Genomic DNA, 25,213 nt, shown 5'->3' with positions numbered 1-25,213 from the left:
GCGCTACGCCTTCTTCGCCGCCAGCGCATCCGCCACGGCGGTGCGGATGTCGGCGACCGAAAACGGCTTGGTCACGACGTCATGCACCAGCGCATTGAGGTTCGAGGCGCGCTCGCGTTGATCGGCGAATCCGGTCATCAGCAAAATCGTCAGGTCGGGGAAATCGCGCGCGACGGACAACGCCAGCGCGATGCCGTCCATGACGGGCATCTGGATGTCGGTGAGCAGCAGATCGAAGGCGCCGTCCGCGCGGGTCAGGATTTCAAGTGCCTCTGCGCCGTCCTGCGCGGTGACGATCTCGTGGCCGTCCATGGCGATGGCACGCGCCACCAGCTGGCGCATCGAATCCTCGTCGTCGGCGATCAAGATTTTCGGCATGAGATCAAACCTTGGGACCAACCTCCCGTGCGGGCCTGCGGGACCGATTATACGCTGCCGCCGGCGATGTCGCGCCGGTTGAAGAAGCGAACGTCGATATTGCGGCCCTCCGGCGGCGGCGAGGCCAGGCGCGAGCGGAAGAAGGCCCGCTCGCCGGGCTGCAGCACGGTCTGCTCCAGAACGGTGTTCCAGGCGTAGATCTCGGCGCCTTGCGCGTCTCGCACCGCGAAACGCAGCCTGGGAATGTCGAGCGGCTTCTTGCCTTGACCGACGATGACGCCCTCGATCACCAGCACCTGCTTACCGTCCACGGTCTCGCTGGAGAGCTTGACGTCCTTGAAGGCCAGTCCGCGCAGGTTAACCTCAAGGCCGACCATCTTGTAGAAGGCCGCCGTCTGCGGGAGCAGCCGCACCATGTCGCCGCGCCAGACGACGAGCGCAAGCACCAGCGCACCCATGGCGGCGCAGGCGGTCGGCAGGCCGAAATAGGATTTTCGCGGAGCTACGGTGGGCGCCTGACGCCTCACCCGCGCCCCGCGGCGGCCGAACAGGCCGCGGAACCAGGATTGATGCTGTGCGCCGACGACCTCCTCCTCGGCATCCCGGGCCGCCGCTGACCATTCGTCCTCGGTTTCCCGGGCCTCCTCGTCCGGCCAGTCGCTGGCGATCGACGGGCTGTCGACAACGGGCGCATCGGTGGCGCCGTCGTCCTTTGCGTAGGAGTTCCACTGCTCGGCGAGGTCGGACTGGTCGTCGGCCTGGCTGGCCGCGGCCATGGCCGGGATGGACGCCTCCTCGATGGCATCCTCGGCATGGGCGACCCAGGTCTCCTTGCAACGGGAGCAGCGGACCGTCCGGCCGTTCGCGCCCAGGCTCGCAAGCTTGATGGCGTAGGATGTCGTACAATGGGGGCAGACGATATGCATGGACGAGCCTTGATGCATGGACGGGTCTTGACGATGACGCGGTCGCGGAGAACCGGGCGGCAATTATGCTACAAGGCGACCGTTAACGAACCGGAAACCATAACGGCCGCAGAACCCCTTGATCGCGTGCGGCGGAGCGCAGCGACGCGGCCCGCGCCCTCTCTCGAACGGAGCTGAACTTGGTTCGGTTCGAAAATGTCGGATTGCGTTACGGTCTGGGGCCGGAGATCCTGCGCGACCTCAGCTTCCAGATTCCGGCGCACTCCTTCCAGTTCCTCACCGGCCCGTCCGGCGCCGGCAAGACCTCGCTGCTGCGCCTGCTGTTCCTGTCGCATCGGCCGACGCGCGGCCTGGTCAATCTGTTCGGCCACGACATCTCGCAGCTCGGCAAGGACGAGATCGCGGATCTGCGCAAGCGCATCGGCATCGTGCTGCAGGATTTCCGCCTGCTCGACCACATGACGACCTATGAGAACGTCGCGCTGCCGTTCCGCGTCATGGGCCGCAGCGAATCGAGCTACCGCAAGGAGGTCATCGACCTGTTGAAATGGGTCGGGCTCGGCGAGCGCATGGACGCGCTGCCGCCGATCCTGTCCGGCGGCGAGAAGCAGCGCGCGGCGATCGCGCGCGCCGTGATCTCGCGGCCGCAGCTCCTGTTGGCGGATGAGCCGACCGGCAGCGTCGATCCGACGCTCGGCCGCCGCCTGCTGCGACTGTTCATCGAGCTCAACAAATCGGGCACCGCCGTCATCATCGCCACCCACGACATCGCCCTGATGGACCAGTACGAGGCGCGCCGCTTCGTGCTGCATCAGGGCCGGCTGCACGTCTATGAGTAGACCCGACGAGCGCGGCGTCTTGGTCGACCTCGGACAGGAGGGGCCGCCGCTTCCTCCTCGGGCGCGCAACCTGTCGCCGATCGTGCCGCGCGCCTCGATCCATGGCCGTGCCCTGGTCGCCGTCGTGGCCATCATGACCTTCCTGGCGTCGATGACCACGGGCACGGTGCTGCTGGTCAGCGCCTCCGCCGCGGAATGGCAGTCGGACGTCGCCAGCGAAATCACCATCCAGGTCCGCCCGCAGACCGGCCGCGATCTCGAGCGCGACACCGCGGCGGTGGCCGAGGCCATGCGCGCGCAAGCCGGCATCGTCGAGGTCAAGCCGTTCACCAAGGACGAGAGCGGGAAGCTGCTCGAGCCTTGGCTCGGCACCGGGCTGTCGATGGACGATCTGCCGGTGCCGCGCATGATCATCGCGCGCGTGCAGCCCGGCACGCCGCTCGATCTCGGCGCCCTGCGCGCCCGGGTGACCCAGGTGGCGCCGAGCGCCAGCGTCGACGATCACCGCGCCTGGATCGAGCGCATGCGCTCGATGACCAATGCCACCGTGCTCGCCGGCCTCGGCATTCTCGCGCTCGTCATCATCGCGACCATCATCTCGGTGTCGTTTGCGACCCGCGGCGCCATGGCGGCGAACCGTCCGATCGTCGAGGTCCTGCACTTCGTCGGCGCCGGCGACCGCTACATCGCCAACCGTTTCCTGCGGCATTTCCTCAGGCTGGGCCTGGAGGGCGGCGTCATCGGCGGTGGCGCCGCAATGCTGGTGTTCGGCTTCTCCGAGTCGATCGCCGGCTGGTTTTCCGGCACCCCCGTCGGCGACCAGTTCGCAGCCCTGCTCGGCACCTTCTCGCTGCGGCCGTCCGGCTACATCGTGCTTGCGGTGCAGGCCGTGCTGATCGGCGCCATCACCGCCGTGGCCTCGCGCCAGACCCTGTTCGCGACGCTGAACGATGTCGATTGAGAATATTTGTGCGTGTGGCTTCTTCCCCTCTTCCCGCTTGCGGGGCGAGGGAGCGCACCGCTGACGCGGATAGGGTTGTGTCCATTGCGTTCGCGGAGCCCGATAAACCGGACTCCACTTCGCCTCAAAACGTCCTAAAATCGTCCGGGGAAGGGATTACCGACATCACATGACCTCGCCGACCGATGATCGACCGCCGAAACTGCCGCGCGGCTGGCTGCGTGCGGCATTGGTGTCGACGATTGCGCTCGCCTTCGTCGGCGCGGCGGCGGGCTTCATCGCGTTCCTGTCGCAATTGCGCGGCGCCGAGATCGCGCCGGATCGCAAGGCTGATGGCATCGTGGTGCTCACAGGCGGCTCGTCGCGGGTGTTGGACGCGATGGAGCTGCTCGCGGCCGGCTATGGCAAGCGGCTCCTGATCTCCGGCGTGCACCCGACCTCGACGGCGAGCGACATCTCCCGGACGTTGCCGGAGAACCAGTCCTTCATGCATTGTTGCGTCGATCTCGACCGCACGGCGGTCTCGACCCGTGGCAATGCTGCGGAAGCGCGGCGCTGGGCCGAGGGACGGGGCTTCAGATCGCTGATCGTGGTCACCTCGAACTATCACATGCCGCGCGCGCTGGTGGAATTCTCGCATGCGATGCCGGAGACGAATCTGATCCCGTTCGCGGTGGTCGGCGACAAATGGCGCGAGGAGCCGTGGTGGACCTCGGCATCCACCTTGCGGCTGCTGCTGCTGGAATATGTCAAGTATATCGCGGCCGAGCTCAGGGTACGGCTGGAGGATTTCGGGATTGACCTTTCGCCCGAGATGTCGGAGCAGCCTCCCGGTCTCCAGCCGAGACGGCCCGCCACCGCACAGGCCAATTGACCGGCAATTGAACGGATCGTCGATGTTCTTGATTTTCCTGCGCTCGCTCGTGTTCAACGTGCTGTTCTACGCCGTGCTGGTGTGCCTTGCGATCGTGGCGCTGCCGACCTTCGCCTTGCCGCCGCGCGCGATGCTGACGGTCGCGAAATGGTGGGCGAAGGCGACGCTGTTCCTGATGCGCGTGGTCTGCAACATCAAGGTGGAATTCCGCGGCGTCGAGAAGATCCCGGAGGGGCCGCTGGTGATCGCGGCAAAGCATCAGTCGTTCTGGGAGACTTTCGTGCTGCCGGGCTTTTTCAATCGCCCGATCTTCATCCTCAAGCGTCAGCTCATGCAGATCCCCGTGTTCGGCCAGTTCCTGGTCAAGACCGGGATGATCGCGATCGACCGCAAGGCCGGCGTGAAGGCGCTTCTCGACATGACCCGCCGCGCCCGTGAAGCGGTGCGTTCAGGCCGCCAACTCGTGATCTTCCCCGAAGGCACGCGCCGTTCGCCGGGTGCTGCGCCCGACTACAAGACCGGCTTTGCGCAGATCTATTCGTCCTGCGGCGTCCGGTGCCTGCCGATCGCGCTCAATTCCGGCCTGTTCTGGCCGCGTCGCACCTTCATGCGCTATCCCGGCACGCTGGTGGTCGAGTTCCTCGATCCGCTGCCCTCAGGCCTGCCGAAGGACGAGTTTCTCTCCCGCGTGCAAACGGCGATCGAAGACGCGACCGGCCGCCTCGTCGAAGCGGGCCGCAAGGAACAGGAGCAGTTGATCGGCTCGGCGCCGAGCTACGCGCCTTCTGAGCGCTAACGGTTCTCTCGATCTTCAGCGGGAGCCTGCGCGTGCAGGGGATGCGCATCACCATGCAGCATGGTCGCGAGCTGGTGCAGCTGGGTGTCGCGAAAGCCTTCGGCCTCGATCGCCTTCACCGTCGCGGTCACGTAGTCGCGGTTGGCGCCGGACTGGCCATGGCCCTGGAGCACGTGGCGGTGTTGCTCGGTGAGCGACAGCCGGCCGGCATATTGCACATGGCCGCGGTCGACCACATAGGCGAGGGCGGAGACGCGCTGCCGCGCGTCGTTCTCCAGCCACACCGAGCGCATCACTTCCCGATAGACCGACGTCACCTGCTCGCGCGCCCTCAGATAAGCGACCACGTCGGCGCGGTTCTTCTCGGCGACGCGGAAGGCGATGCCGCGGCAGGCGCCGCCGCGGTCGAGCCCGAGCACCAGGCCCGGCCTCTCCGGCGTGCCGCGGTGCACGAAGGAATAGACGCAGAGCGCGCGATGCTCGCCGACCAGCCGCGCCGGGACACGTTCCTCGAATTCGAAGCCCGGCCGCCACATCAGCGAGCCGTAGCCGAACACCCAGAGGTCGCCCTTGGCTGTGGTGACGGAGGGGAGGGTGATTTCCGACATTTCGGGCACGGCTACAGCATGATCCGGAAAAATGTGAAGCGGTTTTCCGAAAAGATCATGCTCGAACAAGGAGCTAAAGCGCGATGACGATTTTTCTGAAGCGCGTCGCGCTGTAGCAGAACCGCGCCCACAAGCGAAGCGAATTCTCCGCCTTTCGTCGCAGCCGAACCTCGCTTACATTTGCCATCATCTGGGGCCAAAGGGTCGCCGCATGTCCGATATGACCGTTGCCGCAGGCCGGCGCTCCCGTTGGGGCCTTTTCATCGCACCGATTATCCTCCTGATCCTCGCCGTCGCGTGGAGCTGCTTCTGGTTCTATGCCGCCTCGCAGGCCGAAGTGGCGGCTGATGCCTGGCGCGCGCAGGAGGCCAAATCCGGCCGCATCTATGATTGTGCCAAGCGCGCGATCGCTGGATTCCCGTTCCGTTTCGAAGTCCAGTGTTCCGGCGCCAGCGTCGCCCTGGTGTCGCAGAACGCCAGCAAGACGCCGTTCACGGCCAAGCTCGACAACATCCTGGTCGTTGCGCAGGTCTACGATCCCAAGCGCGTCATCGCCGAATTCTCCGCGCCGGCGACGCTCACCGACGGCGTTACGCAAAACACCTTCGTGGTGAACTGGAGCAAGGGTCGCAGCAGCGTGATCGGGCTTCCGGCGGTGCCGGAGCGCGCCTCGATCGTGTTCGAGGATCCCACCGTCAACCGTCTCGACGGCAGCGTGCAGGTGCCGCTCGCGCGCGCCAAGCAGATCGAATTGCACGGGCGTCTCGCGGATGGATCGTCGGCCGATCATCCCGTGATCGAAACCGTGCTCCAGATCGCGCAGGGCAGCATCCAGGGCGTTCATCCGCTGCTGGCCGAGCCGTTCCAGGCGGATACGCGCGCGAAGATCACCGGCCTCTCGGACCTCACGCCAAAGCCGTGGCCGCAGCGTTTCCGCGAGATCCAGGCCGCCGGCGGTCACATCGAGATCGTGCAGTCGCGGATCCAGCAGGGCGAGATGATCGCGGTCGCCGCCGGCACGCTCGGGCTCTCGGCCAATGGCCGTCTAGACGGCGAACTGCAGATGACGGTCACGGGCCTCGAGCGCGTGATCCCGGCGCTCGGCATCGAGAAGGTGCTGGAAGAGGGCGTGCCGCAGGCAACCCTCGACCGCCTCGCGCCCGGTGTGAAGTCGCAGGATCTCAATAATCTGTTCGGCGCGCTTGACCGCGCCGTTCCCGGCCTCGGCAAGGTGATCAAGCAGAACGCCAATGCCGGCGTCGCCGCGGGCATCAATTCGATCGGCACCGAGAGCACGCTGGAAGGCAAGAAGGCCCGCAGCTTCCCGCTGAAATTCGTCGACGGCGCCGTGCTGCTCGGCCCGGTCAAGGTCGGCCAGATCCCGCCGCTGTATTGATTGTCTCCCGTCATTGTGAGCGAAAGCGAAGCAATCCAGACTTTCTCCTCGGAGACAGTCTGGCGTGCTTCGTCGCTGCGCCGCTTGCAATGACGGAAGAAAGAGGAGGCTACGGCTTCTTCAGCGCTGCATGCGGCCGGCCGAAGTCGGGCGCGGCCGAATCCTGGCCGATCTCGACGATGCCGCGGCGGATGGCACGGGTGCGGGTGAAATGGTCGAACAGCGCCTCGCCGTCGCCGCGGCGGATCGCGCGGGTGAGCTTTGCCAGATCCTCGGTGAAGGTGCCCAGCATCTCCAGCACGGCGTCCTTGTTGGCAAGGAACACGTCGCGCCACATCGTCGGATCGGACGCCGCGATGCGGGTGAAATCGCGAAAGCCGCCGGCCGAGAATTTGATGACCTCGGACTCCGTCACCTGCTGCAATTCGTCGGCGGTACCGACGATGGTGTAGGCGATCAGATGCGGCAGATGGCTGGTGATCGCGAGCACGAGATCATGATGATCGGGCGTCATGATCTCGACCTTGGCGCCCATCGCCGCCCAGAACGCGCGCAGGCGATCGGTGGCCGCCGCATCGACGCCTTCAGGCGGCGTCAGGATGCACCAGCGGTTGATGAAGAGCTCGGCGAAGCCGGAATCGGGGCCGGAATGCTCGGTGCCTGCCACCGGATGCGCCGGCACGAAATGGATGGTGTTCGGCAGGTGCGGCGCCATGTCCCGGACGATGGCGCCCTTCACCGAGCCGACGTCGGAGACGATCGCGCCGGGTTTCAGATGCGGCGCAATCTCCTGAGCCACCGGCCCGCAGGCGCCGACGGGAATGCAGAGGATGACGAGATCGGCGTCCTTCACGGCTTCCGCATTGGTCGACATGACCTGATCGACGATGCCGAGCTCCATCACCCGCGCGCGCGTTGTCTCCGAGCGCGCGGTGGTGACGATCTCTCCAGCCAGGCCCTGGAGCTTCGCAGCGCGCGCGATCGAGCCGCCGATCAGGCCGAAACCGATCAGCGCGACGCGCTGGAAGTGCGGCGTCGCGCTCATTTGCCGGCCATGAAGTCGCGCAACGCCTCGACGACGAGGCGGTTGGCCTCCTCGGTGCCGATGGTCATGCGCAGCGAATGCGGCAGGCCGTAGTTCTTCAGGCCGCGCAGCACGAGGCCGCGCCTGGTCAGGTAGGCGTCGGCCTCGTCCGAGGTCTTGCCCTTTTCCGCGAAGTGGATCAGCACGAAATTGGCGACGCCCGGCGTCACCTTGAGCCCGAGCTTGCCGATCTCCTCGGTCAGCCAGTTGCGCCAGGTCTCGGTGAACTGCTTCGACATCGCCTGGTGCGCGGTGTCCTCGATCGCGGCAACGGCGGCGTACATTGCCGGCGTCGACACGTTGAAGGGGCCGCGGATGCGGTTGACGGCGTCGATGACGTGTTCGGGCCCGAACATCCAGCCGACGCGCAGCGCGGCGAGGCCGTGGATCTTGGAGAAGGTGTGCGTCACCACCGTGTTCTCGGTGGTGGCGACGAGCTCGATCCCCATCTCGTAATCGTTGCGCGAGACGTAATCCGAATAGGCGGCGTCCAGCACCAGCAGCACGTGCGAGGGCAGGCCGGCGCGCAGGCGCTTGACCTCGTCGAACGGCACATAGGTGCCGGTCGGATTGTTGGGGTTGGCGAGCCAGACCAGTTTCGTGCGCGGCGTCACCGCCTTGAGGATGGCATCGACGTCGCAGGTGAGGTTCTTCTCCGCGGCAACGACGTTCCTGGCGCCGACCGCCATGGTCGCGATCGGGTAGACCAGGAAGCCGTGGGTGGTGGAGATCGCCTCGTCGCCGTGGCCGAGATAGGTGTGGGCGAGCAGGTTGAGGATCTCGTCCGAGCCGGCGCCGCAGATGATGCGGTTGGGATCGAGCCCGAAAGAACGGCCGATCGCTTCGCGGAGCACGCGCGAGGTTCCTTCCGGATAATCCTCCAGGTGGTCGGCCACGTGCTTGAACGCCTCGATCGCCTTCGGCGAGGGCCCGAACGGCGTCTCGTTGGCCGAGAGCTTGAACACCTTGCGGCCCGGCTCCGCCACCGGGCTCTTGCCGGGCGTGTAGGGCGCAATATCGAGAATGCCGGGATTCGGCACGGGGCGGGACATCTTCAACTCCGGAAGTAGCTTTAAGCGGTTCGCGATTTACGATTTCGACCCGGTCGGGGGCACCGTATAGCGCGTTGCGTGGCTGCCGACGAGGGCCGTGGAGCGCACCGAGGCCCCCGCTTCGATCAGGGCAGCCTTGATTTTGTCGAGGCTGCTGGCCGCGGTGACCGAGACCAGCAACGCCGCGCCGTCGAAGGCGGTATCAGGCACCGCCACGATCTCGGCGAGCGGCGACAGGGCACGCGCGACCTCGGCATTCCACCCGGAGACGCGCACGCTGAAGGTCTCGACCTCCGTCACCAGGGCGCTGTCGGCGACGCGCGAGACCGCGAACACCGGCAACGCCGCCGGATGGTCGGCGCGCTCGACGAAGGGCAAGCGCGCGATGATTTTGGGCGCACCGGCTTGTTCAAGCGACAGCCACCACGGCGTGCGGCTCGATGTCGCCGAGACCAGCGCCAGGTCGCCCTTGGATTTCGCCACAGCCTCGACCGCCGCCTGCGCGCTGAAATGCGCGACGTAAGGCACCGTAAAACCAAAATGGAATCGCGCCGAATCGCGCATCGCCGGCTCGCTCACCGAGATGTCGGCATGCACTGAGAACGGCGCCTGCACATAGGTGAACGTCGAGATGATCACGCGCCAGATGCTTTCGACCGTGTCGAGCGGCAGGATGCCGCGATGACGCTGGACGAGGTCGCGCATCATGGCGGCCTCGCGCGCCGGGCGGAACGCCGACCCGACCTCCTGGGTCTGCTTCACCTGGATCAGGCGGTCGATGATGTCGCCGCGCTGCATCAAGAGGCGATGCATGCTCTCGTCGATCGCGTCGATCTCCTTGCGCAGTTCCTGCAATGATGGTGGCGCGGGCGGACGTTGGGACATGTCTGACAAGGGCTGTTGCGAGGGTTGTTGAGAGGCTTTCCAGTGCGGATCGGTCGAGCCGTTACCGCTGCGGTCGATGTCCTGATTAGGCAGTCGGAACGGCGAAAGCAAAGAGAAATGCAAGAGAAATTGGCGCCTTTTCGGCTGTCGCTTCGGAGGCGAATTTGGTCGATCCGGGCCGCGACTTGACGAAAACCGCCCGGGACGGTAACTTTTGCATGTTCCGTGGTCATTTGAGCCGGCCGGCTTGCAGCCACGTTAAAAAACTCGCTAAACAGGCCGGGGACCCTTTCGATCCCGGCCGAACCTATCGTTCAGGCCGGGTTTTTCATGGCCTGATGTCAATGCGGTCGCCACTACGATCGCAAACGAGGTCGATGGTCAGATGGTTGGCGTCCAGTCAATTCCGAGTCCCGCGATCACTGCCGACGAGCGGTCGCACGAGGTCGATCATCCGAGCTCGCAGGTCGCGCAGTTCGGTATCGAGCAGCCGCTGCGGCTCGATTGCGGTGTCGATCTCAGCCCGTTCCAGATCGCCTACCAGACCTATGGCGTGCTCAACGCCGATCGCTCCAACGCTGTTCTGATCTGCCATGCGCTGACCGGCGACCAGCATGTCGCCAACGTCCATCCGGTCACTGCCAAACCCGGCTGGTGGGAGACCCTGGTCGGTCCGGGCCGACCACTTGATCCTCAACACTACTTCATCATCTGCTCCAACGTGATCGGCGGCTGCATGGGCTCTACCGGTCCGGCTTCGATCAATCCGGCGACCGGCAAGGTTTGGGGCCTCGATTTCCCCGTCATCACCATCCCCGACATGGTGCGCGCGCAGGCGATGCTGATCGACCGGCTCGGCATCGACACGCTGTTCGCGGTCGTCGGCGGCTCGATGGGCGGCATGCAGGTGCTGCAATGGACCGCGGCCTATCCGGGTCGCGTGTTCTCCGCGCTGGCGATCGCCTGCTCGACGCGGCACTCGGCGCAGAACATCGCGTTCCACGAGCTTGGCCGTCAGGCCGTGATGGCCGACCCCGACTGGCACAGTGGCGGCTATGCCGATCACGGCATCCACCCGCACCGCGGGCTCGCCGTGGCGCGGATGGCCGCGCACATCACCTATCTCTCTGACGCGGCGCTGCATCGCAAATTCGGACGGCGCATGCAGGACCGCGAGTTGCCGACCTTCTCGTTCGACGCCGACTTCCAGGTCGAATCCTATCTGCGCTACCAGGGCTCGTCCTTCGTCGAGCGCTTCGACGCCAACAGCTATCTCTACCTGACCCGCGCGATGGACTATTTCGACATCGCCGCCGACCATGGCGGCGTGCTGGCAAAAGCGTTCGCCGGCATCCAGACCCGCTTCTGCGTCGTCTCCTTCACCAGCGACTGGCTGTTCCCGACCTCGGAATCGCGCGCGCTGGTGCACGCGCTGAATGCGTCGAGCGCGCGGGTCTCGTTCGCCGAGATCGAGACCGATCGCGGCCACGACGCCTTCCTGCTCGACGTGCCCGAATTCTTCGACATCTCCCGCGCCTTCCTGCAATCGGCGGGCAAGGCGCGCGGGCTCAAGGACAAGGACGGCTAGCGATGTCCGTACAGGAGGTGCTGCCGCTGGGCGGCGTTGCGACCGGGCAGCCCGGTGATTTTCGCGCCGATCATGTGCTGGTCGCCGAGATGGTCAAGCCGGGCTCGAAAGTGCTCGACGTCGGCTGCGGCGAGGGCGATCTGCTCCAGCTGCTGGAGACCCGCGGCATCGACGGCCGCGGTATCGAGCTGTCGCGCGAGGGCGTCAACCGCTGCGTCGCCAAGGGCCTCGCGGTGGTGCAGGGCGACGCCGATACCGACCTCGTCAACTATCCCGACGACGCCTTCGACTACGTGATCCTGTCGCAGACGCTGCAGGCGACGCGGCAGCCCAAGGTCGTGCTGGAGAACCTCTTGCGCATCGGCCGCCGCGCAATCGTCACGTTCCCGAATTTCGGCTTCTGGAAGATGCGGCTTCAGCTCCTGATCGGCGGCCACATGCCGCGCACCGAGAACCTGCCGGCCAGCTGGTACGACACCGCCAACATCCATTTCTGCACCATCAAGGATTTCATCGAGCTCTGCGACGCCATCGGTGTCAAGATGGAGCGCGCCGAAGCGCTCGATCTCTACGGCCGTCCGCTGCGGCTGCGGCTGCCATGGTGGGTGTGGAATCTGTTCGGCGAGCAGGGCGTGTTTTTGCTCACGCGCGGGCAAGGAAAATAGTCAGGTGACGCCTTCGCGCTAATGCGCCGCAAGCGACCGTGGATCGCGGACCGGCCATCGTCCCGCTTCCACCAGCGCCACGAATCGCTCCACGCTCTCGTTGAACAGCGCGGGCTCTTCCAGGTTGAGCACGTGGCCCGACTTCGGGAGCATCGCCAGCCCCGCCGCGGGCAGGTGCTTCTTCAGGAACAGGCTCGGCCCAATGCACTGATCGTCCTCGTCGCCGCAGATGATCAGCGCCGGTGTCGCGGCGCCTCTGATCGCTTCCGTCATGGTGTAGATCGAGGGGCGGCCGCCCTGGAAGCCGCGCATTGTCCGCGCCGATCCCTTGGCGTCGTGGCGCGCCAGCGCGGCGTAGAATTCGGCGTGGCCGCGCGGATCCTTCACCAGGAAGGGAATCCGGCTCGGCGCCTCGCGTGTGACCTTTGCGACTTCGATGGAGCCGAGCGTCTCGAACTGCTCGGCATTGGCGCGGCACTGCCTGCGCCAGGCGTCGAGGTTCTCGATCTCCGAGCCGGAGCCGATTCCGGCCAGCGTCATCGACAGCGCGCGCTGCGGCGCGTTCAATCCGATCTGGAGCGATGAGTATGCGCCCATCGAGAGACCGACGAGATGCGCGCGCTCGATTCCGAGATGGTCGAGCACCGCGAGCGCGTCGGTGTAGAAATGCTTGTAGCTGTAGACATCGCCATCAGGCACGTCCGACGGCGTGTAGCCGCGCGCGGAATGGGTGATGCAACGGTGGCCGCGCGAGAAGTAACGCATTTGCGGCTCCCAATTGGTGTAGTCGGCCGCGAACTCGTGCAGAAAAATAATCGGCGTTCCCTGACCCGCTTCCTCGAAATAGATACGGACGTCGTCCCTGGTCGTGGCGTGGGGCATTAACTGTTTCCCTCTCTTCAAGCCGCATCCTGAAGATCGCAGTTAATGTTGTTGTCCGCAATGCGGCAGCATCGAACGAGCATCGGCACAAAATCATCGCAGCCATTCGCCGTCGCGGCGTCTTTTTCTCGCCACATCCGGCGGCTTAACGGCCAGACGGATGTCGGCCGCCGCACGGGCCGACTGGGAAGTGGGGTGTCAACGAAGGATGAAGTATGTTCGAGTTGTTTGCGTCTCGCCTGTCGCGCTGCCTTGTCGCGCTGGCTCTCTTCTTCGCGGCGGCCGCCGCGTTCTCGTCTCCGGCCTCGGCACGGCCTCACCGTCATAGCGCAGAGCGGCATGCTCACGCGCATCACGTCAGCAGATACCATCATTATCGGCACACTGCGCGCAGCTCGCGCTTCGAGCGCAGCGCCGCGCAGTTGCAGGCCGGCGGATTCGGCAACAGCTTTGCCAGCTATGACCCGACCGCCAATAGCGGCGGCATGATCATGGGCGGCAGCGGTGGAATGACCATCAGCGGCAGCGTTGGAATGACGACGCGCGCCAGCCGTCGAATGGCCAAGAGCGATGGCGGTGTGATAGCCAGGAGAGATAGCACTGGGATGGCCAGCAACGCCATGAGCAGCGGCAGCTTCGGTGGCGGATCGGGCCTCGTGTCTGAGGCACGCCGCTACGTCGGCGGCAATCCGACCGGGCGCGGCAGCCTGTGGTGCGCGCGCTTCATGAACATGGTGCTTGAGAAAACCGGCCACCATGGCACCGGCTCCGACATGGCGAACTCGTTCGCGCATTACGGCACGCGCGTCTCCGGCCCGCAGGTCGGCGCCATCGCAGTGATGTCGCGCGGCGGTCGGGGCGGTCATGTCGGCATCATCACCGGCATCGACGCGCAGGGCAATCCGATCATGATCTCCGGCAACAACGGCAACCGCGTCCGCGAGGCCCCGGTCTCGCGCGGCCGGATCTATGCGTATGTGATGCCGAATTGACGGTGCTGCCTCGTCATTGCGAGCGAAGCGACTTGTCCGCCGAAGCCTTTGGCGAAGGCGGAAGCAATCCAGAATCCCTCCGCGGAAATAGTCTGGATTGCTTCGCCGCTTCGCTCCTCGCAATGACGGAATGCGTGGAGCCAGCGTCGCTCGTTCACACCAGCTTTGGCTGTTCCACCGCGACCGCATCCCCCACGCCGATCTCGCCGTCGGCGATCACCTCGGCATAGATGCCGCAGTCCATGTGGCCGAGATTGCGCGAGAGTGTCGGCGGGATTTCGAGGTCGCGCTTTGCGGTCTCCGGATCGACATTGGTGGCCGGGCAACGGACGATGCGCTTGACCACTCGCAACCGGGCCTGACCGATCGCGAGGGTCTGGCCGACCAGGTCGAGCTCTGACCAGGCCGGCCAGCCCTTCACGTAGAGATTGGCGCGGAAGCGCAGCGGGTGCACTGCGGTCCCGCCGAGCATGGTCTCGAGCGCGCGGACGCTGCCGAGATTGATGATGGAGACGACCTTGCGGGCCACGTCGGAAAAGCTGTGGTCACGGCCCGACAGGACCTTGGGCGGGCCCTTCAACTCCGGCTGGAAGTTCTCGCTGAAATAACCCTCGATGGCGGCGCGCCCGGCGGCGGTCTCGAGATCGCCGCTGGCGACGATCTGGCCGTCCTTGCGGATGGTCAGGCGGTTGGTCGCGTCCTCGAACCGGCTGTCGAGTGAAGCCAGCCGCTCGTTGCGCGCCAGCATCAGGAACTGGATCTTCGGCTTCCACTGCGGCTGTTCGGGATCGAAGCCGCTGGGACCGTTTTCGATGGCGTAGCGGCGGTCGGCGGGCAGGGTCTGGCCGGCTCGCAGGGAGACGCGGGACAGGGGCTCCGGCGTCAGGCCTTTGATCGGGTAGCGGTAAAGGCCGGTGATTTCGGCGGTCTGGCGGGCCGTCATTGCGTCAGGTGTCATGCCGCTACTTAAGGGATTCGGCGGCGCCCCGCCAAGCACGCGGATTCGCGCACGAAATTGTGAACTCGCCTCTTCCGATCCGAGGGCACGCTTCCCACATCAGGGTCAGGCCGGCGCCAGCGCCGGCTGATAACGACCGTTGCCGGTTGAGGAACGTCAACGCGGCCAGCGGAAACCCAGTGAAGATGCCGTTTGGAGTGCCTTAGAGGGCTCCAGGGGCAGGCCGAGGGAAAGAAAAGACCATGAATATCGACAAATATACCGAACGCTCCAGGGGCTTCATCCAGTCCGCGCAGTCGCTTGCTGTGCGCGAGGGGCACCAGCAATTTTCGACCCTGCACGTGCTGAAGGTGCTGCTGGACGACAATGAGGGGCTCGCTGCCGGTCTGATCGACCGCGCCGGCGGCAATTCCCGCGCAATTCTCAAGGCGACCGAGGACGCCCTGAGCAAGGTGCCGAAGGTCTCCGGCGGCGGTGCCGGGCAGATCTATCTGGCGCCCGAGCTCGCTCGTACCTTCGACGCCGCCGAAAAGGCCGGCGAGAAGGCCGGCGACAGCTTTGTCACCGTCGAGCGGCTGCTGCTCGGGCTCGCGCTGGAGAAGACCAGCGAGGCCGGCGCGATTCTGGCCAAGGGCGGCGTCACCCCGCAAAACCTCAATGCCGCCATCGAGGCGCTGCGCAAGGGCCGCACCGCGGACAGCGCGACCGCCGAGAACGCCTATGACGCGTTGAAAAAGTATGCCCGCGACCTGACCCAGGCTGCGCGCGACGGCAAGCTCGATCCGGTCATCGGCCGCGACGAGGAGATCCGCCGCACCATCCAGGTGCTGTCGCGGCGGACCAAGAACAATCCCGTCCTGATCGGCGAGCCCGGTGTCGGCAAGACCGCCATCGCCGAGGGCCTCGCGCTGCGCATCGTCAATGGCGACGTGCCGGAGAGCCTGAAGGACAAGAAGCTGCTCTCGCTTGACCTCGGCTCGCTGATTGCGGGCGCAAAATATCGCGGTGAGTTCGAGGAGCGGCTGAAGGCCGTGCTCCAGGAAGTGACCGCCAGCGAGGGCAATTTCATCCTGTTCATCGACGAGATGCACACGCTGATCGGCGCCGGCAAGGGCGACGGTGCGATGGACGCCTCCAATCTGCTCAAGCCGGCGCTCGCCCGCGGCGAGCTGCATTGTATCGGCGCGACCACGCTCGACGAATACCGCAAGCATGTCGAGAAGGATGCGGCGCTGGCGCGGCGCTTCCAGCCGATCTTCGTCAGCGAGCCCACGGTCGAGGACACCATCTCGATCCTGCGCGGCCTGAAGGACAAGTACGAGCAGCACCATGGCGTGCGGATCACCGATTCCGCGCTCGTTGCCGCCACGACCCTGTCCAACCGCTACATCACGGACCGCTTCCTGCCCGACAAGGCGATCGACCTGATGGACGAGGCGGCGGCGCGGCTGAAGATGCAGGTCGATTCCAAGCCGGAAGAGCTGGATTCGCTCGATCGCGAGATCATCCGGCTCAAGATCGAGCAGGAGGCGCTCAAGAAGGAAAGCGATCTCGGCTCCAGGTCCCGTCTCGAAACGCTCCAGAAGGAGCTCGCCGAGCTCGAGGAGAAGTCCGCGGCGATCACCGCGCGCTGGAGCGCGGAGAAGAACAAGCTCTCCGACGCCCAGAAGCTGAAGTCCGAGCTCGACGCCCTGCGCGTCGATCTCGCCGACGCGCAGCGGCGCGGCGAATTCCAGAAGGCGGGCGAGCTGGCCTATGGCCGGATCCCGCAGCTCGAGAAGCAGCTCGCGGACCTCGAGGCCAAGGAAAATACCACGCAAAACTCCGGCGAGATGATGGAGGAGGCTGTTACCGCCAACCACATCGCGCAGGTGGTCTCGCGCTGGACCGGCGTGCCGGTCGACAAGATGCTGGAGGGTGAGAAGGAGAAGCTCCTGAAGATGGAGGAGCAGCTCGGCACCCGCGTCGTCGGTCAGGCCGAGGCCGTGCGTGCGGTCGCAACCGCCGTGCGCCGCTCGCGTGCCGGCCTGCAGGACCCGAACCGGCCGACCGGCTCGTTCATGTTCCTGGGCCCCACCGGCGTCGGCAAGACCGAGCTGACGAAGGCTCTCGCCGAGTATCTCTTCAACGACGAGACCGCGATGGTCCGCCTCGACATGTCCGAATACATGGAGAAGCACTCGGTCTCGCGGCTGATCGGCGCGCCTCCCGGCTATGTCGGCTATGACGAGGGCGGCGCGCTCACCGAGGCGGTGCGGCGACGGCCCTACCAGGTCGTGCTGTTCGACGAGATCGAGAAGGCGCATCCCGACGTCTTCAACGTCCTGTTGCAGGTGCTCGACGACGGCCGCCTGACCGATGGCCAGGGCCGCACCGTCGATTTCCGCAACACGCTGATCATCATGACCTCGAACCTCGGTTCGGAGTTTCTGGTGAATCAGCCGGAGGGCGAAGACACCTCGGCCGTGCGCGAGCAGGTGATGGGAATGGTGCGGGGGCATTTCCGCCCCGAGTTCCTCAACCGCGTCGACGAGATCATCCTGTTCCACCGCTTGCAGAGGAACGAGATGGGCCGGATCGTCGAGATCCAGTTCGCGCGGCTGCAGAAGCTTTTGACCGATCGCAAGATCGTGCTGACGCTCGACACCGCGGCCCGCGACTGGCTCGCCGCCAAGGGCTGGGATCCCGCCTACGGCGCCCGGCCGCTCAAGCGGGTGATCCAGCGCCACCTCCAGGACCCGCTGGCCGAGATGATCCTGGCTGGCGACGTCAGGGATGGCGACAGCGTTGCAATCTCCTCCGAAGGCAACGTGCTGACCTTCAACGGCAAGGCGCCGCAGACTGCGGAGATCGCCCAGTTCGAGGCGCCGGTGACGAAGCGCAAGCTGAACTGATTTCGCGAAACGACGAACTGAAGCTGTCCAAACCTCCCCGCGATGCGGGGAGGTTTTTTTGTACACGCAATGCGAGCAATCTGCCTCGCGTGACAACGCGGTAGATTTTTCGCACCGTATGCAGGGCCAATGGCACAACCGAGGGCTGTGTCGCTCCGGCGCACGCAAGGGCGGTGTGTTATAAATAGAACACGCCCTGCGCTTTCTCTGAGAGCGTGCATAAATTCACTTGAACAATCTGCTCAAGACTCGCCACAATCCCCAATAATTATTTAATGGGATTGCGTCGATGCGTAGCGTCAGTGAAGTGTTGGCGTCGAGGTTCTGCGCGGCTGGCCGGTCACGCGTCGGCGATAGATCGAATGTGCGTTTCCCATTGCGAACCGTGTTGCTGCGACTTGTGGCGTGCGTCTTCACGGCGTTGACCGTGTCGGCCTGCGATCCGGTCACGGAACGGCGCTACATCACCGAGGGTGCTGGTGCCGATCTGTATTCGCCCGACGCAGCGAGGCAGGCGCAACTCCTGAACGAATATATTCAGTTCATCTGCAGTCAGGCCGGCCAGAATTGCGGAGGCGACTGGAGAGGTTTCGTGCAAGCCGGCATGAACGACATCGATCAACGGTGCGACGGCTTCCTGTTGTGGATCGACGCGAAACGCCGCGACCGCGAGCCGATTTTGGCGGAAATATCGGCGGTCAACACCGCGGTCCATACGATCATGACCGTGACAGGATCGAATCCGGACGCACTCAATATTGTGACGGCGGCGTTCGGGCTTGCGAGCGCAACCTATGCGAATTGGAATTCGCGCCTGCTCATTGCGGTGAACCAGTCGACGATCCAGCAAGTGGTCTATGATTCCCAGGGAGAATATCGGAAGAAGATTCAAGACTGGGCGGTGCCGGATCAGCCGACGGCGATCTATTTGCTGCGTAATTATCTCCGCCTGTGCATGCCCACCACTATCGAGGCAACCATCAACATCACGACGACGCTCGTTCACAGCGACGCCCCGGCGGCGGCGAAGAGGGGTGTTGTCGTTAGCAACATGACAGCGCCGAGCGCGACTGTCCCGAAAGCGACCCGAATTTCCTCGACCTTCGGGCCCGATAACCCGACCGTTATTCTCATGAAGTTCCTCGATCCCAATGGAACTGGCGAACGTGATGCCGATCGAGTGAACCAGCTTGCGCCGTTGTTGGCGCAAATCACCGACCCGGCGACCGGTCAACCGTTGCGTACGCCGCGCGATCTCACGCGCTTCCTGCAAAGCAAGGAATTGGCCACTCAACGGCAGAATGTCGTGGGACAGCTCAAGGCGGCCGGGAAATTGTAGGCCACGTTTCGTCGAGGGCAATGAAATGAGTTTAGAAATACAGGTTATGAATGAGGTTCCGGAAGAGAGCCTCAAGGCAATCGTCAAGAGTTTTGCACAAGACGGTGCCAATATCGTTACGGCTATCAATGATTCCAAAGGCAAGTTTTCGGTTGAAGCCACCTTCATTGATCCCGGTCCGCAAACGAGCGTCATCATAAGCGGCAAGATGTCGATCTTCGGTGGCCCGCAGGATATGGGGGTTGGCGCGAACGAGGGGCTGGCAATTTACGATGCCGCGAACGCTGGCACGGCACCTGCCGGGCTTTTCCTCGACGCGCAACCGCAGGGCACGACCGGACTCGCGCGACGCCTCAACCCGGGCTTCAACTATCTTGCATGCCGTTGGGATTATTCCGTTACTCCGCAAGACTTCCTGCGCGGGGCCACGGTCACGGTGTCCGCAAACGGGAAGTCGGTCACGGCAAGTCCGGCGGATTGGGGACCCAACGTTGCAACAGGCCGCATTGCTGATCTTTCGCCCGGCCTGGCGCACGCGCTCCACCTGGACACGGATGACAACTGCACGCTTCGAATTCCGATGCCGGAGGGAGCACAAATAGCGGCGCCCGAGACACCGCCGGCGCTTGCAATCGACATCAGAGCCGTCAGTGCTGCAATCCTGCCCGCGAACATGGCTCAAAGCCTGGCCGTTGTGACCGCCTATGGAGATACGCTCTATTGGGTGATCAACCTTGTCGGTTCGGACGATGGCGGTCAAAGCCTGTTGCGGAGCGTTGGCGGAGCGGTTGCCCAAGCGATCCTCAACGATACCGTCGTTCTTCCGGTCCAAGCGGGACCTGATATCCCGGATGCCGTGGCGGGCGAACTGAACAAGGCCGTTCGCAAGGATCCATCGATCATCTCGGGGCCTCCGGGTACGGCGCCTGCGACCAGCAGCGAAGCACGGGCTAAAATGTTCGCGGCGGCGCGAGCGTTCGTCGGCCACAGCACGCGCAATGTGCCGGGCACGCAGAACGGCAATCTGGCTTGTGCCTGGGCCGTGAATGAGGTTGCACGTATTGCTCTCGGCAAGCCCATTTCCACCGAAGGACATGGTGACAACGGGCTGGGCACCGATGGGTTGTTCGAAGCCCTGAAAGCTGGCCATACCCGGCTGAAGTCAAAAAAAGACGCTCGGGCAGGGGATGTGATCATCGCTCCCACTGTCGGCGTAAACCATGGACATACCGGCATCGTCGGCGAGACGAGTGGCAGTGTCGATGCCACTCAGATATTTTCGAACAGCTCGGGTCACGCCGCGTTCGCGCAGAACTTCAGCATTGGATCGTTTCAACAGCACTACGAGGCAAATGGATTGCAAGTGCTGTTCTTCTCGCTGAAGCCCACGGCTTTCGTTTGACACTGGATCACACCGTTGTTGGTGTCGTTCGCGACGGTGCCCGTCATCGGATCGGCTGGCGGGCCTGATGACGTCGTGCTCCAGGAGCGTCGCCGGCTTCACTTTGCTGGCTTGACGAAAGCGATCGACGCGCGCCTGCGATGCTTCTCGTGGGTGCAGCGAGGTCGGCTCGAGAGAGCCGACCGCCCCTCCGGAGTTTACCGGTTCGTCACTTGCAACGGGCCGCCGGTTGCGTCCGACATCCGGGCGATGGCGCCGCCGCGGCCGCTCATCATGCCGTCGAGCCGGTCGCGCTCCTTCTCGAAGCCGGCCAGCATCGGGCCTTCCAGCGAACGGCCGCGCGGCAGCTTTACGCGCATCGGGTCGACGAAGCGGCCGTTGACCAGGATTTCGTAATGGACGTGCGGTCCGGTCGACTGGCCGGTCGAACCGACGAAGCCGATCACCTGGCCCTGCCGTACCTTCTTGCCCGGCTCCATGCCCTTGGCGAAGGCCGACATGTGGCCGTAGGCGGTCTCGTAGCCGTTGTTGTGCTTGATGCGGATATATTTGCCGTAACCGCCCTCGAGCTGGGCCTTTTCGATCACGCCATTGCCGGCGGAGAAGATCGGCGTGCCGTAGGCGGTGGCCCAGTCGACGCCGGTGTGCATCTTCACATAGCCCAGGATCGGATGGCGGCGGCCGCCGAAGCCGGAGCGCATGATGGCGTTGTTGACGGGCTTCCTGACCAGGAACTTCTTCGCGCTCTTGCCGGTCTCGTCATAGTAGTCGACGACGCCGTCGTCGGGGCTCTGGTAGCGGTAGTATTTCTTGGTCTCGCCGCCGACCGTCAGCGAGGCGAACAGCACTTCGTTCTTCTCGCTTGCGGTCACGCCCTCGTCCTCGCCGGCGTAGAACACGTCGAACGAGTCGCCCGGCGCCACCTTGCGCTGGAAGTCGACGTCGTAGGAGTAGATCTTGATCATGTCGTCGATGACCGGCATCGGCACCTTGTTGCGCATCGCGGTCTCGTAGATGCTCTGGTAGAGCCGCACGCCGGTGCCGTCATCGTCGTCATCGTCGTCGCTGTTGGCGTTGGCCGCAGCGTCGGCGACGGTGTTCATGCTGGAGACGTCGACCGCGACGTATTTGCCGAGATCGGACAGCGCCGCGATCGCCTCGACCATGGTCTCGTTGGCGATGACGACGCGGTAGGGCTGCAGCCTTGCGCCGGGGCTTGAGGGCGCCATCAGGATGCGCAGCTTCTCGCCTTCCTTGAGGCCGCCGTCGCGGCCGCGCGGCCCGAGCGTCGCGGCGATCGCCTTGATCTCGTCAGCCGTGGCGCCGAGATCGCGCAGCACGCCAGCGACGCTGTCGCCCTTCTTGACCACGTGGACGCGTTCGCCGTTGGGATTGCCGCCGGTGATCTGCTCCTTGGTCTTCGGCAGCAGCGTGACGTTTTCCGGCACCACGCGCGTCTCGAAGCCGGCATAGGGATCGGACGGCGACGCTTCGCTGGCGTAGGCGCTTCTCATGTCGGACGGGCCGGTCGTGCCGGAGATGTCGGCCGCGGCATTGGCAAGCGAGGCGTAGCGCACCCCGCCATTGCCGCGCCAGTTGGCGGCGTCGCGCACCCGCATCAGGATGTCGTCGAGCGCCACCACCGCGGAAATCTTGGCCTTCGGCAGCACCGACGACAGGTCCTTGGTGACGAAGGAGACCTCGGCGTCGGGTTCGACCGCTTCCGGATTGTTGGGATCGTCGGATGCGGTCTTCGGATCGGAGCCGACGTCGGTGAGCATGCGCTGGGCGTTGAACGGCGGGATCTTGGCCGACAGATCGCTTGTCGTCATCGACAGATTGCCGGCGATCCGGACGAAGGGACGCACCCGCATCACGTCGCGATTGCCGACGCGCGCGACGGTGGAGACGCGCACGATGTTGCGCGAGGCCGTGGATTCGCTCGGCGGCGGCAGGCGGTCGCTCTTGTGCAGGGTGGCGGCGCGGTCGGCTGCGCCGAATGCGCCGCGCAGCGCGCCTTCGACGCGCTCGGGCACCTTGGCGAAGGTCATCTCGCCGTCGAGTGATGCGAAAACGGCACCGCCGATCAGGGCTGCGCCGCAAAGTCCGGTCAGGATTGTCCCGCTGAACCATTGCACGGAGACGCGGCGGCGATCGATGACGGCAGCTTCAGAACCGTCGACGGACAGCGGCGGCTCGTGGCCGAGATCGATGATCCCGGTCTCACGCCCGTAAGCGCCGCGTGACGTCCTGTGGTTCAACCCAAGTCCCCCAATCAACGACCCAAGAGCCCGGTTTCGAACCCCTCCCCAGGCTGCCCTCTTCGGGGGCATCGCTGGAAAGAGGAAAGCCGCACAGGCGTCCGCGGTCCGAAGGCCCTGATGACAGGCCGGCCGAAATTACGAACAGCTAAGCGGAAAAAGATCTCTCGATGTCTCTCGAATGTCTGAAGAAGGCCGCTTCATCGTATGATCGCCTTCCTCGGACCCCACGCAAACCGCAGGCAGCCCCCACTGGCATCCCTGCGATTCAAGCTTCGTCTCTACCAGAACGCCGCGGGATTGTGGCTCAAGTACGGCGGGGCTGCAAGCCGCCGCCGGAGCCCCTCCCGGAGTCCCCATGGAGGCCAAACTTTTTTTGGATTTTTTCACCGCGCCGGCCCGGATCGCGCGCCCAGACCCCTCCTAACCAACTGGAATCGCATGAATTTTATCAACGATCCATCGTGCGACGATTTGTTGACAATGGGCGTTGACAATCCCGATGGGTGGGGCCTATAACCCGACCACTGAGCGCGGCGCCGCCGGGTCACTGACCAAGGCGAGCGAACGCGCCACTGATGCTCCTCACCTTGTTGAGTGACACAACAGTCGACGTAAGTCGATTGGAGTTCATCCATCGTCGGTAAGGGTGTCGGAACCCTTCCTCTACGGAAGGTTGGGGCCTACTGGTCCCGGGCTGTTTGACAAGTGAAGATGAAGAAAGAGAAACGTGGACGGCGGAGTCCTTGCGCCTCTCGGAATACTTGAGAGCTTCGGCTTTTGAGTTCTGAGAGGGGACGAAAGACTTCGGCGGTACACGTTTTAAGGTTACACCATCGTTGCCAGCGATGTGAATCGCGGGCAGCTCGTCGACTTCGGTCGATGAAAAATGGTGGGACCTCGTCAAACGTTGTGATCAGCCGGTTCAAAGTTCAAGTCCAACTTGAGAGTTTGATCCTGGCTCAGAGCGAACGCTGGCGGCAGGCTTAACACATGCAAGTCGAGCGGGCGTAGCAATACGTCAGCGGCAGACGGGTGAGTAACGCGTGGGAACATACCTTTTGGTTCGGAACAACACAGGGAAACTTGTGCTAATACCGGATAAGCCCTTACGGGGAAAGATTTATCGCCGAAAGATTGGCCCGCGTCTGATTAGCTAGTTGGTGAGGTAATGGCTCACCAAGGCGACGATCAGTAGCTGGTCTGAGAGGATGATCAGCCACATTGGGACTGAGACACGGCCCAAACTCCTACGGGAGGCAGCAGTGGGGAATATTGGACAATGGGGGCAACCCTGATCCAGCCATGCCGCGTGAGTGATGAAGGCCCTAGGGTTGTAAAGCTCTTTTGTGCGGGAAGATAATGACGGTACCGCAAGAATAAGCCCCGGCTAACTTCGTGCCAGCAGCCGCGGTAATACGAAGGGGGCTAGCGTTGCTCGGAATCACTGGGCGTAAAGGGTGCGTAGGCGGGTCTTTAAGTCAGGGGTGAAATCCTGGAGCTCAACTCCAGAACTGCCTTTGATACTGAAGATCTTGAGTTCGGGAGAGGTGAGTGGAACTGCGAGTGTAGAGGTGAAATTCGTAGATATTCGCAAGAACACCAGTGGCGAAGGCGGCTCACTGGCCCGATACTGACGCTGAGGCACGAAAGCGTGGGGAGCAAACAGGATTAGATACCCTGGTAGTCCACGCCGTAAACGATGAATGCCAGCCGTTAGTGGGTTTACTCACTAGTGGCGCAGCTAACGCTTTAAGCATTCCGCCTGGGGAGTACGGTCGCAAGATTAAAACTCAAAGGAATTGACGGGGGCCCGCACAAGCGGTGGAGCATGTGGTTTAATTCGACGCAACGCGCAGAACCTTACCAGCCCTTGACATGTCCAGGACCGGTCGCAGAGATGTGACCTTCTCTTCGGAGCCTGGAGCACAGGTGCTGCATGGCTGTCGTCAGCTCGTGTCGTGAGATGTTGGGTTAAGTCCCGCAACGAGCGCAACCCCCGTCCTTAGTTGCTACCATTTAGTTGAGCACTCTAAGGAGACTGCCGGTGATAAGCCGCGAGGAAGGTGGGGATGACGTCAAGTCCTCATGGCCCTTACGGGCTGGGCTACACACGTGCTACAATGGCGGTGACAATGGGATGCTAAGGGGCGACCCTTCGCAAATCTCAAAAAGCCGTCTCAGTTCGGATTGGGCTCTGCAACTCGAGCCCATGAAGTTGGAATCGCTAGTAATCGTGGATCAGCACGCCACGGTGAATACGTTCCCGGGCCTTGTACACACCGCCCGTCACACCATGGGAGTTGGTTTTACCTGAAGACGGTGCGCTAACCCGCAAGGGAGGCAGCCGGCCACGGTAGGGTCAGCGACTGGGGTGAAGTCGTAACAAGGTAGCCGTAGGGGAACCTGCGGCTGGATCACCTCCTTTCTAAG

General features: G+C 64.0%; 20 protein-coding genes, 1 rRNA gene and 1 riboswitch. Of the genes, 12 read left to right on the top strand and 9 right to left on the bottom strand.

The window, feature by feature from the left end; all coding sequences use genetic code 11:
• Window positions 1-3: 3 nt before the first annotated feature.
• Together NR187_RS19340 and NR187_RS19335 are read right to left on the bottom strand one after the other, a co-directional pair.
• On the bottom strand, window positions 4-378 hold the full coding sequence (locus NR187_RS19340) for a response regulator (protein ID WP_211381237.1): 375 nt from the start codon (window positions 376-378) through the stop codon (window positions 4-6).
• Window positions 379-425: 47 nt separating this feature from the next.
• A complete protein-coding gene (locus tag NR187_RS19335) occupies window positions 426-1,304 on the bottom strand; it encodes an MJ0042-type zinc finger domain-containing protein (protein ID WP_211381238.1) in 879 nt (292 codons plus the stop codon).
• A 179-nt stretch (window positions 1,305-1,483) separates the two neighbouring features.
• On the opposite strand from NR187_RS19335, the gene ftsE reads away from it, so the two are divergent.
• The 4 genes from ftsE (at window position 1,484) to NR187_RS19315 (ending at window position 4,774) form a co-directional block, all read left to right on the top strand.
• Window positions 1,484-2,143, top strand: coding sequence for a cell division ATP-binding protein FtsE (gene ftsE, locus NR187_RS19330; protein WP_211381239.1), 660 nt, complete (start codon window positions 1,484-1,486; stop codon window positions 2,141-2,143).
• Window positions 2,136-3,104 carry an ABC transporter permease gene (locus tag NR187_RS19325; protein ID WP_211381240.1) on the top strand — a complete coding sequence of 323 codons (969 nt, stop codon included), beginning with the start codon at window positions 2,136-2,138 and terminating at the stop codon, window positions 3,102-3,104. The genes ftsE and NR187_RS19325 overlap by 8 nt, the downstream gene beginning before the upstream one ends.
• A gap of 169 nt (window positions 3,105-3,273) precedes the next feature.
• Window positions 3,274-3,978 (top strand): YdcF family protein, encoded by a 705-nt coding sequence (locus tag NR187_RS19320; RefSeq protein WP_211381241.1) that lies wholly within the window; start codon window positions 3,274-3,276, stop codon window positions 3,976-3,978.
• A 22-nt stretch (window positions 3,979-4,000) separates the two neighbouring features.
• A complete protein-coding gene (locus tag NR187_RS19315; protein ID WP_211381242.1) occupies window positions 4,001-4,774 on the top strand; it encodes a 1-acyl-sn-glycerol-3-phosphate acyltransferase in 774 nt (257 codons plus the stop codon).
• Here the strand turns inward: NR187_RS19315 and NR187_RS19310 are convergent.
• Entirely contained in the window at window positions 4,771-5,382 is a 612-nt protein-coding gene (locus tag NR187_RS19310; protein ID WP_211381243.1) for a gamma-glutamylcyclotransferase, read from the bottom strand. The genes NR187_RS19315 and NR187_RS19310 overlap by 4 nt on opposite strands.
• 211 nt (window positions 5,383-5,593) lie before the next feature.
• Here NR187_RS19310 and NR187_RS19305 point away from each other — a divergent pair, with 211 nt between their 5' ends.
• Window positions 5,594-6,778: a DUF2125 domain-containing protein gene (locus NR187_RS19305; RefSeq protein WP_211381244.1), complete on the top strand. Its 1,185-nt coding sequence runs from the start codon at window positions 5,594-5,596 to the stop codon at window positions 6,776-6,778.
• Between the two features lie 109 nt (window positions 6,779-6,887).
• On the opposite strand, the gene NR187_RS19300 is transcribed toward NR187_RS19305, so the two are convergent.
• The 3 genes from NR187_RS19300 to NR187_RS19290 are packed head-to-tail and all read right to left on the bottom strand — an operon-like array spanning window position 6,888 to window position 9,799.
• On the bottom strand, window positions 6,888-7,823 hold the full coding sequence (locus tag NR187_RS19300; RefSeq protein WP_211381245.1) for a prephenate/arogenate dehydrogenase family protein: 936 nt from the start codon (window positions 7,821-7,823) through the stop codon (window positions 6,888-6,890).
• Window positions 7,820-8,914 carry a histidinol-phosphate transaminase gene (locus NR187_RS19295; protein WP_211381246.1) on the bottom strand — a complete coding sequence of 365 codons (1,095 nt, stop codon included), beginning with the start codon at window positions 8,912-8,914 and terminating at the stop codon, window positions 7,820-7,822. The genes NR187_RS19300 and NR187_RS19295 overlap by 4 nt, the downstream gene beginning before the upstream one ends.
• A 36-nt stretch (window positions 8,915-8,950) precedes the next feature.
• Window positions 8,951-9,799 (bottom strand): chorismate mutase, encoded by an 849-nt coding sequence (locus NR187_RS19290; RefSeq protein WP_211381247.1) that lies wholly within the window; start codon window positions 9,797-9,799, stop codon window positions 8,951-8,953.
• A gap of 215 nt (window positions 9,800-10,014) precedes the next feature.
• Window positions 10,015-10,094, top strand: a riboswitch (SAM riboswitch).
• 90 nt (window positions 10,095-10,184) lie between these two features.
• Between NR187_RS19290 and NR187_RS19285 the strand changes: the two genes are divergently transcribed.
• Window positions 10,185-11,387, top strand: coding sequence for a homoserine O-acetyltransferase (locus NR187_RS19285; protein WP_211381248.1), 1,203 nt, complete (start codon window positions 10,185-10,187; stop codon window positions 11,385-11,387).
• A gap of 2 nt (window positions 11,388-11,389) precedes the next feature.
• A complete protein-coding gene (metW, locus tag NR187_RS19280; RefSeq protein WP_211381249.1) occupies window positions 11,390-12,052 on the top strand; it encodes a methionine biosynthesis protein MetW in 663 nt (220 codons plus the stop codon).
• 18 nt (window positions 12,053-12,070) lie between these two features.
• Here the strand turns inward: metW and NR187_RS19275 are convergent, their stop codons facing one another.
• Complete coding sequence (locus tag NR187_RS19275; protein WP_256807298.1) at window positions 12,071-12,934, bottom strand: alpha/beta fold hydrolase; 864 nt, start codon at window positions 12,932-12,934, stop codon at window positions 12,071-12,073.
• A 215-nt stretch (window positions 12,935-13,149) separates the two neighbouring features.
• Between NR187_RS19275 and NR187_RS19270 the strand changes: the two genes are divergently transcribed.
• Window positions 13,150-13,926, top strand: coding sequence for a TIGR02594 family protein (locus tag NR187_RS19270; RefSeq protein WP_211381251.1), 777 nt, complete (start codon window positions 13,150-13,152; stop codon window positions 13,924-13,926).
• A 154-nt stretch (window positions 13,927-14,080) separates the two neighbouring features.
• Here the strand turns inward: NR187_RS19270 and NR187_RS19265 are convergent, their stop codons facing one another.
• On the bottom strand, window positions 14,081-14,869 hold the full coding sequence (locus NR187_RS19265) for an MOSC domain-containing protein (protein WP_211382383.1): 789 nt from the start codon (window positions 14,867-14,869) through the stop codon (window positions 14,081-14,083).
• A 257-nt stretch (window positions 14,870-15,126) separates the two neighbouring features.
• Here NR187_RS19265 and clpB point away from each other — a divergent pair, with 257 nt between their 5' ends.
• The 3 genes from clpB (at window position 15,127) to NR187_RS19250 (ending at window position 20,519) form a co-directional block, all read left to right on the top strand.
• Window positions 15,127-17,778: an ATP-dependent chaperone ClpB gene (clpB, locus tag NR187_RS19260; protein ID WP_211381252.1), complete on the top strand. Its 2,652-nt coding sequence runs from the start codon at window positions 15,127-15,129 to the stop codon at window positions 17,776-17,778.
• 289 nt (window positions 17,779-18,067) lie between these two features.
• A complete protein-coding gene (locus NR187_RS19255; RefSeq protein ID WP_211381253.1) occupies window positions 18,068-19,117 on the top strand; it encodes a hypothetical protein in 1,050 nt (349 codons plus the stop codon).
• A 25-nt stretch (window positions 19,118-19,142) separates the two neighbouring features.
• Window positions 19,143-20,519 (top strand): hypothetical protein, encoded by a 1,377-nt coding sequence (locus NR187_RS19250; RefSeq protein ID WP_211381254.1) that lies wholly within the window; start codon window positions 19,143-19,145, stop codon window positions 20,517-20,519.
• 197 nt (window positions 20,520-20,716) lie between these two features.
• Here NR187_RS19250 and NR187_RS19245 read toward each other — a convergent pair whose 3' ends face one another.
• Window positions 20,717-22,780 carry a M23 family metallopeptidase gene (locus NR187_RS19245; protein ID WP_211381255.1) on the bottom strand — a complete coding sequence of 688 codons (2,064 nt, stop codon included), beginning with the start codon at window positions 22,778-22,780 and terminating at the stop codon, window positions 20,717-20,719.
• A 939-nt stretch (window positions 22,781-23,719) separates the two neighbouring features.
• Between NR187_RS19245 and NR187_RS19240 the strand changes: the two genes are divergently transcribed.
• Window positions 23,720-25,208: ribosomal RNA gene (locus tag NR187_RS19240) — 16S ribosomal RNA — on the top strand.
• The last annotated feature ends 5 nt before the right edge of the window (window positions 25,209-25,213 follow it).

This window comes from Bradyrhizobium sp. Bra64 (assembly GCF_024519875.1).
Lineage (GTDB): Bacteria > Pseudomonadota > Alphaproteobacteria > Rhizobiales > Xanthobacteraceae > Bradyrhizobium > Bradyrhizobium japonicum_G.
The sequence above is the reverse complement of the archived record's forward strand: the minus strand, read 5'-3'. Positions and strand labels throughout refer to the sequence as shown.